The organism is Streptomyces sp. NPDC079020 (assembly GCF_044542225.1).
Lineage (GTDB): Bacteria > Actinomycetota > Actinomycetes > Streptomycetales > Streptomycetaceae > Streptomyces.
In genome coordinates, this window is the sequence record NZ_JBITUB010000004.1 from 33,160 (window position 1) to 48,327 (window position 15,168).

Genomic DNA, 15,168 nt, shown 5'->3' on the forward strand with positions numbered 1-15,168 from the left:
CCAGACAACAGACCGCCGGCCGCCCGAACAACAGCGAATCCCTCATCGATTCATTAGCCGGGCTCATGGATCGATAGGCTGGCGACGCAGGACATACCGGTCCGCCGTCCGAGGGGAGGAGACCCGTGGGCACTCCGGAGACCCGCGAGCTGGAGGCGTTCCTCGCCCTCGCCGAAGAACTCCATTTCGGCCGGGCCGGGGAACGTCTCTACGTATCGCAGAGCCGCGTGAGCCAGTTGCTGCGCACCCTGGAGCACCGGGTCGGCGCCCGGCTCGTGGAGCGCACCAGCCGTCGCGTCCGGCTCACCCCTCTCGGCGAGCAGCTGTACAGGGGCCTGCGGCCCGCTTTCGACGCCATCAACACCACGCTCGACGACGTCCGCGCGGTGGCCGCGGGCGGCGGCGGGCTCCTGCGCATCGGTTTCCAGGGCACGGTCAACACTGACGTAATGGAGGCCATGGCGCTGTTCCAGAAGGAACACCCGGACTGCGCCACCGAGTTGGTGGAGATCGCCTTCTCCGACCCGTTCGGCCCGCTGCTGCGGCGCGAGGTCGACACGGCGGTCGTCCTCATGCCGGCCGAGGAGAGCGAACTCGTCGTCGGGCAGGTCTTCTCCGCGCAGCCGCAGGCTCTCGCGGTCTCCCCCCGGCACCCCTTCGCGGCACGCGACGGCCTGAGCGCCGAGGAACTCGCCGCCTGCCCGCTCATCAGCGTCCGAGGCGCGGCGCCGGAGTACTGGCGCCGCGCGCAGGCCCCGGACACCACCCCCGAGGGGCTCGCCATCCCCGTCGGGCCCACGGTGGCCACCTTGCAGGAGGGCCTCGCCCTGGTGCGGGCGGACCGCGGTTCCCTGCTGCTCTGCCACCCCACCGCCGACTACTACGGCCGCAGCGGGGTCACCTTCGTGCCCGTCACCGGGCTCCCCGACTCCTTGCTCGGCCTGGTCTGGCACCGGGGTCATGAGACCGCTCGCGTACGCGGCTTCGCGCAGGCCCTCGCCACCGTCACCGGCCGCCTTCGGGACACGCCTCGAAGGGTGTCCCGTAACCGGGTCGCATACTCGTACGAGGACGGCGTACGGAGATGACGTACGGAGATGACGTACGCAGACCGGTACGGGGAAACGGGGGAACAGATGGGCAACTGGGCGCGGCAGCACCGCGGGTGGCTGTGGGGTTCGGGCTGTGTGCTGGCCGTACTGGTCATCGTGGCGTTCTCCGTCCGGGCACCGGTGAAGCAGTGGTGGCTGGCGCGTGAGGCGTGCGGGGGCGAGCTGACCGGCGCCGATCTGGAGACCGTACGCGCGGGCGTCCGCCTCGGGGCGGAGGAGGAGTCCTTCGACGAGGAGCGCGGCGGGTACCACTGCGTGCTGACGAGCGACAAGGGCAAGGTCGTGGTCGCCGTCGACGCCTATCCGGGCGGGCGGGACCGGGACGAGGAGCTGTCCTTCGTCGCCCGCTCCTATCCGCCGCACGCGGTGCTGCCGGGCGGGCTGCCCGGCTTCGAGACCGAGCACAGCCTCGTCTATCTGATGCCCGAGTGCCCGGCCAGGAGCGAGGGAGCCTCCGGGGAGGACCGTCGCCTTCTGGTGGGCACCTGGGCCTACTTCGCCAAGAGCCCCGCGGAGAAGGCGGCCATGCTGCGGATCGCGGTGCGGCTGACGAACGCGGTGACCGAGAAGCTCGGCTGCGGTGGCGAGCCGCTGCCCGCGCCGAAGGACGGGGCGGTGCCGGACACGGGCGGACATGTGCCGCTCGCCGAGGCCAAGGGCACCGCCTGCGACGCCCTCGCCACCACACGGGTCCCGGCGGAGGGCCGTGGCGGAAGGGTGCGTATCGCCTTCGCCGACGGGGGAGTTGTCGGCCGCTGCACCCTGTACGCACCGGCGGCGGACGGCGAGCGCACGGCGCGGAGCGACGGTGAGCCACTGGGCAGGCCCGTCGTCGAACTCACCGGCTGGCGCGGCGACTGGGGCACGGGGCTGCCCGCGAGCAGCTGGGGACCCGACATGCCGCCGGAGGACACCGGTGCCACCTGGCGGCCCGCGCTGAACGAGAGCCGGGCGTGGGCCGTCGCCGAGTGCGGCGGTGAGCAGGCCGGCTTCGCCGCGCACTGGGGCGAGGGCTACCCCCACCGGGCCGAGGGCGAGAAGCCCGAGCCCCCGACAGCCGCCGAGCGGAAGGAGCGGAGCGCGCTGCTGAGCACGTACGTAACCGCGTTCGCGAAGGACCAGGTGCGGCGCGGGAACTGCACGGGGCTCCGGTTGCCGAACGGGCCGTAGCCCCTGCGCCGTGTCCTCGTCGCCCACGGTCGCCGGGAAGACCTCCCCCCCACAGCCGGTCCCCGGTCAGCTCCGCGCCCGCGGAGGCCCGCGCACGGGCCAGGGCGAGTTCCCGCAGGGCCTGTGGTGTCCACACGATCCGCAGTTCGTCGCCGTGGAACTTGTCGCCCTCGCCGAAGGAGAGCGAGTCATAGATGTCCGCGCGCAGGAACAGCAGGAACCGCACGGACCGTCCGTAGAGGCCGGCGGCGTGTTTCGCCGCCAACAGCAGCCCGCTCACCAGGGAGTTGCTGTCCGGCTCGGCCGACTACACCTGCTCCAGCTGGTCGACCATGAGCAGCAGCGGTCCGTGCGCGCCGTCGCAGGCCGGCTCGTCGAGCGCGGCGGCCACGCCCTGCTCGACCACCTCCAGCTGCGCCGCCGCGCGGGCGCCCTCCGACGGCGAGCGGGCCATGTCCATGCTCGCCTTGACGCCGAACGCCTCCAGGGACAGGGACGTCTGCAGACCCCGGGCCCCTTGCGCCAGCCGGTCGGCCAGCCGTCCGCCGGGCAGCTCGTCGTTCTGCTTCAGGAACCGGGCCAGCGCCTTCACCGCGTCGGGCCTGCGGCCGTGCGCCTCCTTGGCATGGTTCACCAGGTGGCGTGCCGCGTGCACGGCGAACACGTACCGCCAGATCAGCGCCTTGGCCGAGTCCCCGGGCAGCCCCTGGAGCTCGAAGCGCCGGATCTCCTCCCCGGCCGCCTCGTCCGGAGTGATGAGGGCCTTGCCGACGTGGTGCGCCCCGTCGGCCGCCAGCCGCATGCAGATGGCGCTCTTGCCGGAACCCTTGCGGCCGATGATCAGCATCTTCCGGCCGCTCAGCGCCACGCGCGGTAGGCCGCGTTGGGCAGGAACCCGCCGCGCAGCAACAGCCCATCCGTCACGTCCCGTTCGGCGTCCTCGCGCCCGAAATGCAGGTCCGCGAGGACCGGCCCCTCAGCCATCCGCACTCCTTACGCCCACCCGTTTCACCCGCACCCGTCAGACCCCCAGGTGGAGATGGGCGGACCACAGCGTCGGGAACCGGGGGTAGCGGTCCCGCATCAGCCGCGTCGCCCGATGGACGCACTCCCCGGCGCGCGCGGAGTCGAACCCGTCCGCCGCGAGACCCGTATAGATGTGCTCGGCGATCCCGGCGGCGATCGTGTCGTCGACCTGCCACAGGGTGCCGACGACGTTCGGGAAGCCGGCGAGCTGGAACGCGGTCGCCACATGGATCGACTCGTCCGCCAGCTCGGGCGCGGTCGCCGCGGTGCTGCACGCGGAGAGGTAGGCGAACTCGGAGGATTCCAGGCGCAGTCGGGAGATGTCCAGGACGGTCAGCGGGTGGCGGGCGTGGTCGTGGACCAGCAGATGGCTGCGGTACGGGTCGGCGGGATCGGTACCGGCGTGGCAGGCGAAGTGCACCCACGGGTGGGTGGGGAGCCGGGACAGCACGGACGCGCGGGTGGCGTCGTGTGCGACCAGTTCGTCGACGGCGGGCAGCAGCCGGGCCAGATGCTCGTACTCGCGCTCGGCGCCCGGCAGTTCCGCCGCGCCGGGGGTGTGCGGCATGGCGACCGCCAGTGCGCGCAGCGGGCCGCGCGGCTCCCCGGCCGCCGACGCCCGCCGGCCGGCGCGCAGGGACCGGGCGTGGGCCAGGGCCCGTACCGTCGGGGTGTACGAGGACACCGCCCGGTCCATGACCGTACGCCGGGGCACGCCCTCTGCCGGCGCCTCCAGGTGGTGGCCCGCCGCATGGAGCGGGAAGTGTGCCAGCGGACCGCAGGGGACCCACCACAGGCGGCGCGGGCTGTCCTCGTCCAGGGGCCCGGTGAAGCCGACGTGGTCGAGCACCGGACCGGCGACGGCGTCCCACAGCCAGGGCAGCGTCCCGGCCGCCAGGCCGTGCTCCGCCTCCCGGCGCTGCGGGGCGTCGAGCCCGCCGATTCCGCCCAGCAGGCTCTGGAGGGCGCCGAGCCGGCTGTGGATCTCGTCGGGGTCCAGCCGGGGCAGTTCGCAGACCTGGACGCCCTCCGTGGTCACGATGAGCGCGTCGCAGCGGTGGTGGCTGACGTTGACCACGGCCACGGGGCCGTCGCACGCCTCGGCGGTCAGCGCGGCGGCCCGGGGCGGCAGCAGGAACCGTTCCAGGCCCGGCAGGGCCCGGATGTCGGCGACCAGGGCGTCCAGCTCCTGGGCGAGGGCGCGGCGGCGGTCCGGGTCGTCCTCGGCGGGAGTGCCCGCCGCGATGTCCAGGACCGCGTCGGGGGAGCCGTCGCCGTCGAGCCGGGCGCAGAGGCGGTCGAAGCCGGAGGCCAGGTCCGGGGCGCGCTCGCGCAGTTCCGTGAGGTCCGTGCGGGACTCCAGCACCTGGGCCAGCAGGACACCGCGGCCCACTTCGAGCAGCTCGACGGCCTGCTCCGGGCGGCCCGCGGTCAGCGCGCAGGCCGCGGCGTCCCCGGCCAGCCGCCCGTACTCGGCCATCCACCGGGCCGCGTCGGCGCGCGGCAGACCGCGGGCGGCCAGACGCGGCAGCAGCCCCACCCCCAGTGCGAGGCCGCGGGCGGCGTCCTCGTGGTCGCCGCCGCGGGCGGCGAGAGCGCCCCACTCCCGGGCGGCCGACACCCGGACCCCGGTCGGGGCGGTGCTCCGGGACGCGGCGCTCTCCAGCAGCCGCACGGCCTCCTCGACCGGGCCCGCGTCGCCGGTGCGCCGGCCGTGCTCGCTCAGCACCATGGCGAGGTTGAACTCGCACTGCGACCTGTAGGCGTGGTCCTCGCCGGTCCCGGCGACCGCCGCGCGGCAGACCGGGACCGCCTCCTCCAGCGCGGCGGCGTCGCCGGTGCGGTGGTGGAGGAGACGGAGCGCGTTGCCGAGGTTCGAGAGTGCGGCGGCCCCGTGACGGCCCGTTCCGGTGGCCGCCTCGGCCGCCCGGCGTCCCGTCCCGATGGCGAGGCGCAGGGCGCCGACGTCGTCGGTGCGCTCGGCCCTGGCCTTCAGACAGACCGCGAGGTTCGCCAGGTGCATCCACCGCTGGGGATGGTCCGGCGGAGTCGCCTCCACCGCCTGCCGGCCCAGATCGACGGCTTCGTCCAGGGCCGCCGGGTCCCCGGCCCCCAGGAAGCGCTCGTACAGCTGTCCGACGAGGGTCGAGCGGTAGAGCGGGCCGTCCGGATGGCTGGGGAGCGTGTCGTGGACGACGGCCCGTACGTTCCCGATGGCCTCGTCGAGCGCGTCCAGGTCACCGGTACGGCCCGCGAGGACCTGGAGCAGGGAGCCGAGGTTGTACTGGCTGATCCGACGACCCGGTGTGCCGGGCGGCGCCGACCGGACCGCGCGCCGCGCCATGGCGAGGGCGTCGTGCAGCACGGCCGTGTCCCCCGTGCTCTCGAATGTGCACCGCAGCAGGATGGAGGAGTTCACCAGCACGGCCGCCGGGGGCTCCTCGTGCTCCGCCACGGAGTCCAGGGCGGCGGCGCCGACCGCGAGGGCCTCGTCCAGGACGGCGGCGTCGTCCGTGCGCTCGTACAGCATCCGCAGCGAGTCGGCGTGCCCGGTGAGGGCGAGGTAGGGCTTGTCCCCGGCCACCGCCCGGTCCTGGTGGGTGACGACCTCCCGCCCGATGGTGACGGCCTCGCGGAGATGGGCGATGTCACCGGTCCGCTCGTACCGGACGCGCAGCGCGCCGGCCAGGTTGTGCAGGGCCATCGTCCGGTCCCCGCTCTCCGGGGACGCCTGTGCCGCGGCGCCGCGGGCGACCGAGACGGCCTGTTCCAGCGCGGCCGGTTCGCCGGTCTGCTCGAAGAGGCGCTGCCACGCGATGCCGAGGACGCGCAGGCGCCCCGACAGCCGGGCGGGATCGCCGAGCGCGTCGGCCACCGCGTTGCGGCCGGCGGCGACCGCGATCCGGGCGGTGTGCGCGTCCGTCCCCTCCTCCAACAGCAGGCCCAGGGCCTCCAGAAGGTCCTCCCAGGTGGGTTCGCCGCCCCGGATCATCAGACGCGGCGGGAACACCGGCACCTGGTCCGGGAGCGGAAGGCCGGTCCCGGCCCGGCTGACCAGGACCAGCAGCGCCATGGCGGTCCGGACCTCGGGCATCGACCGCTCGTCGGCGAGGGCCATCGCACGCTGCCAGTGCAGCATCCCCGCGAGGTGGCAGGTCTCGACGATGTCGTACGTCTCCGTCGTCGCGGCGAAGAGCTCCACCGCCTCGGTCAGGGCGCCCGGATCGAGGAGACCGTACGGCCCTCCGGAACCGGCGGTCCTGGACCGCAGCGCCCTCGTCCACCGCTCCCGCACGCGCGGCTCCCCTCTCACCGATCACCCGGCCAACAACCCCTGCACACACCTAAACTGATCTTATGTCAGCTACCGCTTTCCTCTTTGACAGTCTTCTCAATGTCAGCGACACGCTGCTGCGCGACCACGGGATGTGCCTCCCGCCGCAGGTGCACATGGTGGCCGAGGACATGGATAAGCCGTACGTGGGTTTCGTCTCCTGCCGGCCCTTCTACCGGGGCGCCGACGCCGTCACGGCGGTCGCGGACCTCGGGCAGCTCCCGTCGGTGCTCATGGCGACCCATCTCCTCGTCGCCTGGGAGGACTGCGACATGCGCACCGCGCTGGAACTTCCGGGCGAGCACTTCGCGACGGGCATCGCCCTGCTCGACGCGGACTTCGAGCAGCACACGCTGCACTGGCACCCGTACGACATCGAATGGGGCCCCGCCGGTGAGTCCGGCGTGCCCACCGTCATTCCGCACTGGGGCGCCCCGGCCCACTACAAGAACCCGCCGCTCCTCGCCCCGTTCCAGGCCCTGCTCGACACCTGGCGCGAACTGCGGAACGACGACATCCAGCAGACGGCCGTCCGGCTCCAACAGGCGGGCTACGAACTGAACATGATCGAGCACTGACCCGTCCCGGCCACGCGCCGGCCGACGGGATCCACGCGCCGGCCGGCGGGATCTACGCGTCGGAGCCCTCCGGCGCCGACGGCGGGTCCGGCAGCGCGGACGGACCCGCCGCGCCGGACGGCGGCGCGGCGGGCTCCCGGGGCACATCGCCCGCCGCCCTGGGCTGATAGCCGCGCGGCTCGGACCCGCCTTCGAGGAAGTCCCGCTCCCACGGCGTCAGTTCGTCATCCTGTGCCGTCATGACCGCTCCCTCCGGGGGCATTGACCAGTTCCACCACATCAACGTCCGCCATCCGCAGATAGATCCCGTCCGTGCCCTCGACCCGCGGCCCGAACGAGCCGTCCGTCCCCATCCGGTAGGACGACTGGAGATAGAGGTCCGCCTCGCTCGGATAGCCGGAGGCGTAGGACCGCTCCCCGAACCAGCCGCCGACCCAGGTCCCGTCCTTCAGCCGCGCACGCACATAGCGCGGCCCGCTGTCGGCCCGGACACCGAAGGCGTAGTCCCACGCGCTGGGCACCGGCCGGTACACGGAACGGGCGCGCCGCCGCTCCCCGTACGACACGGCGGCCGCCGCTGCCGCCGGTACGACGAGGAAGAGCAGCAGCGCGCACAGCCCCGCCGTCCGGGGCCGTTCGGCCACCGCACCGCCGATCCCCGCGCGCTCCGCCCTCCGCCACGCGCCGACGAGCGCGGGCCCGGCGATCACGGCGTACACGCCGTTCAGTGCCACGCCCGCCGTGACGGCCCGCAGGATCCGCGCCCCGAGTTCCGCCTCGCCGGGCACGGGGCCGCGCCATCGCTCGCGCAGGAACTGATACGTCATCCCCGGCACGAGGAACAGTACGAGCCCCAGCAGTTGGTTCACCGTGGACGGTGCCTGCACATCGTCTCCTCCCCTGCGCCCGGCCGGCCCTCCCGCTGCCGGAGCCGCGCGAACTCCCCCGTGGACGGCCGGTGTTACCGGTCCCATTCTGGCCGGACGCGCGGGCCCGCGCCCGCCGGGGCGCAGGAGCCGGTCCGTCCTCGGACGGCGGGGTCCAGGTCGAGGGTGGCGACCGCGCCCCCGTCCGGGGCGTTCGCGAAGGTGAGCCGGGCCCCGAGGACCCCGGCCTGCCCCTGCGCGACGGTCAGCCCGAGACCGTGGCCGTACCTGCGCTCGCTCGCGCCGGTACGGAAGCGCTGCGGGCCCTGGTCGAGCAGCGCGGCGGGGAAGCCCGGCCCGTGGTCGCGCACGACGATCCGCGCGCCGGTGACGGTGACCTCGACGGGCGCGGCACCGTGCCGGTGGGCGTTGGTGACCAGGTTGACCACGACACGCTCCACCCGGCGCGGGTCGGTCTCCACCACCCGGGCGTCCCCGGCGGTGACCCGGGTGTCCGTCGCCGTGCGGCGCACCACGTCGGCGACCAGTTCGCCCAGCGGCACCGGGTCGAGCCGGGCACGCTCGGCACCGGCGTCGAGGCGGGAGATCTCCAGCAGGTCCTCGATCAGCCCGTGCAGCGCCCGCACCCGGTCCCGTACCAGCTCCGTCGCCTCGTCGTCCTCCGGGAGCAGCCCGGCGGCGGTGACCAGGCCCATCAGCGGGGTGCGCAGCTCGTGCGCGACATCGGCGGTGAAACGCTGCTCGTTCTCCAGCCTGCGTTGCAGGGCCCCGGCCATCGCGTCGACGGCCGCCGACATCTCGGTGATCTCGTCATGGGTCCGTCCGGTGCGGCCGATGCGGGCGTCCAGGTCGCCGTCGGCGATCAGCCGGGCGGTGCGGGCGCCGTGCCGCAGGCGCCGGTTGACCGGCTCGGCCGCCAGCGCGGCGAGCGGGACGACGACGGCGAGGGCGGCGAGCACGGACGTGAGGATGCTGCGGTCCAGGAGCTGGAGGCCGCGCACCTCGCCGCTCATGTCCGTCCGTACGACCAGCACCTCGTCCCCGACGGCCACGGCCCCCCACATCCAGTACCAGTCGGGGTCCTCGGCGTCGTACCAGATGCCGTAGGCCCCGCCCTCCCGCGCCTGGGCGGCCAGGTCCCGCGCCAGCGGCCCGGGGAGCGCGTCGGGCGCCCTGAGATCGGCGCTGGGCGGCCTCTCCCCCGTCCGGGCGTACTCCCGCTCCGCGGCGGACAGCGCGGCCGAGACCCGTTCCTTCCCCACCCTCATCCCCCGCTCCCGGGTCTCGTCGTGGACGAGGAGACCGATCACGGCGGCGACCGCGCAGCAGGCGGCGGCGGTCAGCGCGGCGGTCTTCCAGCGCAGGGAGAGGGGGTTGAGGAAGCGCACGGCGGTCAGCCGCGGACGAGTTTGTAGCCGAAGCCGCGGACGGTCTCGATCCGGGCGCTGCCGATCTTCTTGCGCAGGCGGAGCACGCACAGGTCCACGACGCGGGTATCGCCCTCCCAGCCGTAGTCCCACACCTCGCGGAGCAGGTGGCGGCGGTCCAGCACCGTGCCGGGGGCGGCGGCGAACTCCAGCAGCAGGCGCAGTTCGGTGGGGGCCAGCGGCACGGTCTCACCCGCCCGGCGCACCTCCATGCCGAGGGTGTCCACGCTGAGGTCGCCGAAGACCAGCAGCCCCTCGGGGACCCGGGCGCCGCTGCCGCCCCCGCCGGTCCGGGCCGGGCCCCCGGCGGGCGGCTCGAAGGTGGCGCGGCGCAGCAGGGCGCGGATCCGGGCGACCAGGACGGCGGTGTCGACGGGCTTGATCACATAGTCGTCGGCGCCCGCCTCCAGACCGGCGACCACGTCGAGGGCGTCGCCGCGCGCCGACATCATCAGGACCGGGACGAGGCTCGCCTCCCGGATCCGGTAGCACAGACCGATCCCGTCGAGCTCGGGCAGCATCACATCGAGGATCAGCAGATCGTGCCCGCCCGCGCGGAAGGCCTCCAGCCCGCTGAGCCCGTCGGCGGCGACCGTGACCCGGTAGCCGTAGCGTTCCAGGGCGAGCTGGACGGCCCGGCGGATGGTGGCGTCGTCCTCGACGACGAGCACGCTGACTGGGTCCGGGACCCGGGCTTCCGACACCGCACCTACCTGGCCGTCCTGGGTCATCTGTCGCTCGTATCGTAGTCAGTCGGGCGTCCGGGGCGCGGGGCGGTGTCCGCCGTCCCCCGGCCGGTGCGGGGCGTCACAGGCGCAGGGAGGCCGCCACGGGGAGGTGATCGCTGCCGGTGGCGGGCAGGTTCCAGGAGGAGACCGGCTTCATCCCCCTCACCAGGATGTCGTCGATGCGGACCACCGGGAACGCGGCGGGCCAGCTGAAGCCGAACCCGTCACCGGCCTCCCGCTGCGCGGAGCGCAGCCGCGAGGTCACCGGGGCCAGCGCCCGGTCCTGGAACGTGCCGTTGAAGTCGCCGGCCACCACGACCCGGGGCGAGCGCTCCGCCCGCAGCGCCGCGGCCAGCTCCCGGGCCGCCTCGTCGCGCCGGCCCGCGGTGAACCCGGCCACCGGGTGGACGCGTACCGACGCGAGATGGGCGGCGTAGACGGCGACGGACCCCTTCGGCGTCAGGGCCGTGGCCCGTATCGCGCGGGTCCACGGCATGATCGGCACCTCCGCCACGTCCTTGAGCGGGTACTTGCTCCACAGGCCGACCCCGCCGATCACCGCGTGGTGCGGGTAGGCGGGGGCCAGCTCGCGCCGGTAGACGTCCGCGGCCTCCTGCGACAGCTCCTCCAATGCCAGCAGGTCCGCGTCCGCGGCGGCGAGGCCGCGGGCGGTCCCCACCGGGTCCGTGTTGCCCTCGTCCACGTTGTGGCTGACCACTGTGAGGTCACCGCCGCCGGAGCCCTTGTCGGTGAGCATGCCGCCGAAGAGCGTCACCCACACCGCGGCGGGCGCGAGCACCGCCACGGCCGCGAGCCGGGAGCGGCGCAGGACCGCCGGTACCAGCAGGACCGGGACGATCAGCCCGGTCCAGGGCAGCAGCGTCTGGAAGAGGCTGCCGAGATGGCCGACGGTGTTCGGGATCTGCCCGTGCAGCGCCATCAGCGCCGCGCACAGCAGCGCGGTGGCGGCGAGCAGTACGCCGTCCCGCCAGGGGCCGGGGATGCGGCGCCCGGCGGGTGCGGGCCCGGCATCCGTGACGGGTGTGGCATCCGTGACGGGTGCGGTATCCGTGACGGGTGCGCCTTCCGTGGCAGGTGCGGCTTTCGTGACGGGTGCGGAAGCCTCCGGAGAACTCAGCACGGCATGTGCCTCCCAACCTCTCGTACGCCGGGGGTCGGGTACGTCCCCCAGCCTCCGGGAGGCGCGCTTCCGGCCGGTCAGGGGAAGGCATCGGGTATCGCGCGGCTGTGTATCAGGTGGGTATCGGCGCGCACATGGTCCGGAGCTGGTCGGTCCGGGGACGGCCGGTACGGGGACGGCCGGTACGGAGCCGGCCGGTCCAGGAGCGCGCCCCCCCGCACGCGCCCCCGGGCCGTCAGACCCTCACGCCGTCCGGTAGGCGTCGATGATCGTCTGGGTGAGGGTGTTCCCCCGGTCGTCGGTCAGCTCGGCGCGCAGCGAAACGCCCCTGCCCGCACGCGGACTGCGGATCGTGACCGCACCGCGCTCCACCGGCACCCGGGTCCAGGTGGTTCCGCCGTCCACGGAGACCGAGACCGCCGGAGCGCCGGCGTGGCCGTCCGCCCCGGCGCCCAGCACGGTGACCGGAACACGCAGTGCCGCGCCCGCCGGCGCCGTACCGGCCGGGTCGAGCGCGGGCGAGAACCGCACGGCGCTCACCGGCACCGGGACCGGTCCGGCCGTCGTGCGCGAGGTGAAGGTCCACTCGGCGGTCACCCGGGTGGAGGTGCCGGGCGCGCCCTCGCGGTCCACCGTGCTGGTGAGGCGGTACGCCGCGTTCCCCGGCGGCACGGTGAACGCGGCCTTCCCGGGGGCGTCCGTCCGGGAGCCGACGCGCACGCCGTTGCGGTGGAGCGTGGTGCGGGCCGTGACGTACGACGGTGCCGAGGGCACATGGCCGTCGCCGTCGGCGAGCAGCGGGACATCGAGGGTGAGGCGGTCGCCCTGGCGTACGACACCGGGGCGTCCGGTGAGGTCGGGGCCGAAGACGGCGTTGTCGAAGGTGTGGGTGGTCGTGCGCCCCGCGCGTACGGCGATGCCGTCGGCGGCGTAGCGGTTCGGCCGCGCGCCGGGCGCACCCGGGGTGGTGTAGGCGAGGTCCCAGGTGCCGCGTTCCGGTGTCACGTAGTAGGTGGCCGTGCCGGGGACCGCCAGCCGCCGGGCGAGCCCGACGGTCGGTCCGGCGCTCGGCTGAAGGTCGAGGGAGGCGCCTCCCTCCGTACCCGGCCGGGCCGCGCCGCGCGCCCGCAGTGTGGCCAGGTCCCGCCGCGCGGGGTGCCGGGTGAGCCCGGTCAGGGCACGGGGGCCGGTGAAGGTGTAGCCGAGCGCGTAGTCGGCGGCGCCGGCGCTCCAGTACGCGTCGAACCACTGCCGGACCGAGCCGGGTTCGCTGTCGGGGCCCAGGTGCGCGACGCGCAGGTCGGGCGAGGAGCTGACCAGGTTGGCGTCCCGGGTGACACCGTCGTGCGTGACCCGGACGAACATCGCGCTGTGCAGGAAGCCCGCCGAGCGGTCGGGCGGCCGTACGTCGACGGGGGCGGTGGTCCGCGCGTCGACGGTGACCGCGGTGTCGCGGTCGAGGTCCAGGCGCGGCTGGACGATCCAGTCCGTACCGTCCCCCTCCTTCCCCGTGGTCAGGGAGCTGTCCAGCAGGTACCGGCCCCGGGGCAGCCGCACGGTGGTCGTGCCGGAGGCGTCGTACGGATGGACCGTCTCCTCGGCACCCGGACCGGAGATTCCCGTGACGTGGGTGGTGTAGTCCGCCGTTCGGGCACCGGCGCGGTCGAGGTGGGTGATCGTCAGGGTGTACGTCGTCGGCTCCGCGGCGGACGCTGCGGAGGCGGTGGCCTCCCAGAGCGGGGCGGCGCCGGCGGTCAACGCGACGGCGACGGCGAGGGTCCGCAGGGCGCTCCGGCGGGATACGGATGAACTGTTCATGCTCTGCACTGCACCGCCGGGCCCCGGAGTTCCTGTGAGCCGCGCCACACCACCGGCAGGGTCCACGGCGTTCCGTCCGGCCCCTGTGGCCCACGTCACGGGAACTCCCGCAACGCAGGTGGCAGTGCAGAGTGTGGAATCACTCATGAGGAACCGTTTCCGCCGCGGGGACCGCGACGCCCTGGCAGAGCTGTACGACGAGCACGCCCAAGTGCTGTACCGCTATGCCCTGCGGGTGACCGGCGACTGGGCGGAAGCCGAGGACGTCGTCTCGGCGACCTTCCTGGAGGCATGGCGCGGACGGGAGAAACTCCGCCCCGACGGGGACAGTCTGCGCCCGTGGCTGCTGGGAATCGCCACCAACATCATGCGCCGCAGCGCCCGTGCACGGCGGCGCCGCGAGATCGCGCTCGCCCGCGCCCCGGAACGGGACGCGGTCCCGGACTTCGCCGACGATCTCGTCACGCATCTCGCCGACACCGAGCAGCTGCGCGCCGCGCACGCCGCGCTCGCCCGCCTGCGACGCCGTGACCGGGAGGTCTTCACCCTCGTGGTGTGGGCCGGTCTGGACTACGCGGCCGCCGCCGACGCGCTCGGCGTACCGGTCGGCACCGTCCGCTCACGGCTGTCCCGCGCCCGGACCCGGCTGCGCGAACTCGCCGCCGAGGAGACCCGCGCCGCCAGATCCGGGGGCCGTGCCACCGGATCCGAGGCCCGCGCCACCGGGTCCGGAGCCGGCCGGCCGCCCGCGGCAGGGGGCAGAGCCCCCTCCGCCACCCCCGACAGGCCGGGACCGGGCCGCTTCCCGGCCGTCCCCCCGTTGACCCAGGAGAACCTCGGATGAACAACCCCTCGCGGCCCCGTCCGGACCACCGGTCCGAGGAGGCCGAGCGCCTCGGCCTCACCGCCCTGCTGCCCGCGCCGCCGGTCCCCGGCCTGCGCGCCGACCGTGAACTGATGCTGAAGGAAGCCATGCTGCGCGAGACCGCCCGTACCGAAGAGTCCTCCGCCACCGCCACCGCCCGCGCCCCGCGCCCGCGTCGGCGTACGGTCCGGTTCCTGGTACCGGCCATCGCCTGCGCGCTGGCGGTCGGCGGCGTCGTGGCCGTGAACCTCACGGACACCCCCGGCCGCGGCACCCCCGGCACCGTGAGCGCCACCCCCGCCACGCCGGAGGCGGCCCAGCTCCTCGACCGCATCGCGCTCGCCGCCGGCGGGGAGAAGCGGCAGGCCGTCGCCGACGACCAGTTCGTGTACATCGAGAGCAAGGTCGCCTACGCCGGACAGAGCGCGGGCGGCGGCCCCGTGACCCTGCCTTCCGCGCACTCCCGGCAGGTGTGGCTGTCCGCCGACGGCAGTCGTCCCGGACTGCTGCGCGAGGAGGGCGAGCCCGACAGCCGCCTCGGCGCCGAGGCGGACACCCCGGTCCAGTCCCTCGACCGCCCCGGAGCGAAGCCCCGGCCGAGCACGCTGTCCGGGAGCGGGCCGTCGGTCGGCGACCCGACCCACGCGTACGTCGCGTCGCTGCCCACCGACCCCGACGCCCTGCTGAAGCTGATCCGCGAGGAGACCAGCGGATCGGGCCAGGACCCGGACCAGCGGGCGTTCACCGCGATCGGTGACCTGCTGGCCGAGACCTGGGCGCCGCCGCGGGTCGGCGCCGCGCTCTACGCCGCCGCCGGGAAGATCCCCGGGGTCACGGTGGTCGACACGGCCACCGACGCCGCGGGCCGCAAGGGCGTCGCCGTCGCCCGTACGTCGCACGGGCAGCAGACGCAGTGGATCTTCGACCGGACCACCTACGCGTTCCTCGGGGAGCGCACGGTCCTCACCGAGGCGGGCGACGCCGGACCGGCCGGGACCGTGGTCGGCTCCTCCGCCGTCCTGACCAGGGCCGCGGTCGGCCGCGCCGGCGAGACCCCGGCGCCGACGACGGCGTAACGGCCG

General features: G+C 74.6%; 14 protein-coding genes. 5 read left to right on the forward strand and 9 right to left on the reverse strand.

What is annotated here, in order from left to right; translation table 11 throughout:
- Nucleotides 1-125 precede the first annotated feature (125 nt).
- Together ACIGJO_RS09720 and ACIGJO_RS09725 are read left to right on the forward strand one after the other, a co-directional pair.
- Nucleotides 126-1,088: a LysR family transcriptional regulator gene (locus ACIGJO_RS09720; protein WP_399954679.1), complete on the forward strand. Its 963-nt coding sequence runs from the start codon at nucleotides 126-128 to the stop codon at nucleotides 1,086-1,088.
- 9 nt (nucleotides 1,089-1,097) lie between these two features.
- On the forward strand, nucleotides 1,098-2,282 hold the full coding sequence (locus ACIGJO_RS09725; protein WP_399954682.1) for a hypothetical protein: 1,185 nt from the start codon (nucleotides 1,098-1,100) through the stop codon (nucleotides 2,280-2,282).
- Nucleotides 2,283-2,589: 307 nt separating this feature from the next.
- Here the strand turns inward: ACIGJO_RS09725 and ACIGJO_RS09730 are convergent, their stop codons facing one another.
- The 3 genes from ACIGJO_RS09730 to ACIGJO_RS09740 are packed head-to-tail and all read right to left on the reverse strand — an operon-like array spanning nucleotide 2,590 to nucleotide 6,603.
- Nucleotides 2,590-3,150, reverse strand: coding sequence for a P-loop ATPase, Sll1717 family (locus tag ACIGJO_RS09730; RefSeq protein ID WP_399954685.1), 561 nt, complete (start codon nucleotides 3,148-3,150; stop codon nucleotides 2,590-2,592).
- On the reverse strand, nucleotides 3,141-3,266 hold the full coding sequence (locus ACIGJO_RS09735; protein ID WP_399954688.1) for a hypothetical protein: 126 nt from the start codon (nucleotides 3,264-3,266) through the stop codon (nucleotides 3,141-3,143). Before ACIGJO_RS09735 ends, ACIGJO_RS09730 begins: the two co-directional genes overlap by 10 nt.
- A 37-nt stretch (nucleotides 3,267-3,303) precedes the next feature.
- A complete protein-coding gene (locus tag ACIGJO_RS09740) occupies nucleotides 3,304-6,603 on the reverse strand; it encodes a CHAT domain-containing protein (protein ID WP_399954691.1) in 3,300 nt (1,099 codons plus the stop codon).
- A gap of 62 nt (nucleotides 6,604-6,665) precedes the next feature.
- On the opposite strand from ACIGJO_RS09740, the gene ACIGJO_RS09745 reads away from it, so the two are divergent.
- Complete coding sequence (locus tag ACIGJO_RS09745) at nucleotides 6,666-7,220, forward strand: hypothetical protein (RefSeq protein ID WP_399954694.1); 555 nt, start codon at nucleotides 6,666-6,668, stop codon at nucleotides 7,218-7,220.
- Between the two features lie 52 nt (nucleotides 7,221-7,272).
- Here ACIGJO_RS09745 and ACIGJO_RS09750 read toward each other — a convergent pair whose 3' ends face one another.
- From ACIGJO_RS09750 to ACIGJO_RS09775, 6 genes are all read right to left on the reverse strand, one after another.
- A complete protein-coding gene (locus tag ACIGJO_RS09750; protein WP_399954697.1) occupies nucleotides 7,273-7,461 on the reverse strand; it encodes a hypothetical protein in 189 nt (62 codons plus the stop codon).
- Nucleotides 7,445-8,107, reverse strand: coding sequence for a DUF6338 family protein (locus tag ACIGJO_RS09755; RefSeq protein ID WP_399954700.1), 663 nt, complete (start codon nucleotides 8,105-8,107; stop codon nucleotides 7,445-7,447). The genes ACIGJO_RS09750 and ACIGJO_RS09755 overlap by 17 nt, the downstream gene beginning before the upstream one ends.
- Nucleotides 8,108-8,181: 74 nt before the next feature.
- Nucleotides 8,182-9,495, reverse strand: coding sequence for a sensor histidine kinase (locus ACIGJO_RS09760; RefSeq protein ID WP_399954703.1), 1,314 nt, complete (start codon nucleotides 9,493-9,495; stop codon nucleotides 8,182-8,184).
- Between the two features lie 5 nt (nucleotides 9,496-9,500).
- On the reverse strand, nucleotides 9,501-10,265 hold the full coding sequence (cseB, locus tag ACIGJO_RS09765; protein ID WP_399954706.1) for a two-component system response regulator CseB: 765 nt from the start codon (nucleotides 10,263-10,265) through the stop codon (nucleotides 9,501-9,503).
- A gap of 76 nt (nucleotides 10,266-10,341) precedes the next feature.
- Nucleotides 10,342-11,265, reverse strand: coding sequence for an endonuclease/exonuclease/phosphatase family protein (locus tag ACIGJO_RS09770; protein WP_399955646.1), 924 nt, complete (start codon nucleotides 11,263-11,265; stop codon nucleotides 10,342-10,344).
- Nucleotides 11,266-11,646: 381 nt separating this feature from the next.
- The gene (locus tag ACIGJO_RS09775; RefSeq protein ID WP_399954709.1) at nucleotides 11,647-13,221 is read right to left on the reverse strand and encodes a serine protease; all 1,575 of its coding nucleotides are present in this window, start codon (nucleotides 13,219-13,221) and stop codon (nucleotides 11,647-11,649) included.
- Between the two features lie 145 nt (nucleotides 13,222-13,366).
- Here ACIGJO_RS09775 and ACIGJO_RS09780 point away from each other — a divergent pair, with 145 nt between their 5' ends.
- Together ACIGJO_RS09780 and ACIGJO_RS09785 are read left to right on the forward strand one after the other, a co-directional pair.
- Complete coding sequence (locus tag ACIGJO_RS09780) at nucleotides 13,367-14,065, forward strand: sigma-70 family RNA polymerase sigma factor (protein ID WP_399954712.1); 699 nt, start codon at nucleotides 13,367-13,369, stop codon at nucleotides 14,063-14,065.
- Nucleotides 14,062-15,162 carry a CU044_5270 family protein gene (locus tag ACIGJO_RS09785; RefSeq protein ID WP_399954715.1) on the forward strand — a complete coding sequence of 367 codons (1,101 nt, stop codon included), beginning with the start codon at nucleotides 14,062-14,064 and terminating at the stop codon, nucleotides 15,160-15,162. The genes ACIGJO_RS09780 and ACIGJO_RS09785 overlap by 4 nt, the downstream gene beginning before the upstream one ends.
- Nucleotides 15,163-15,168: the final 6 nt, after the last annotated feature.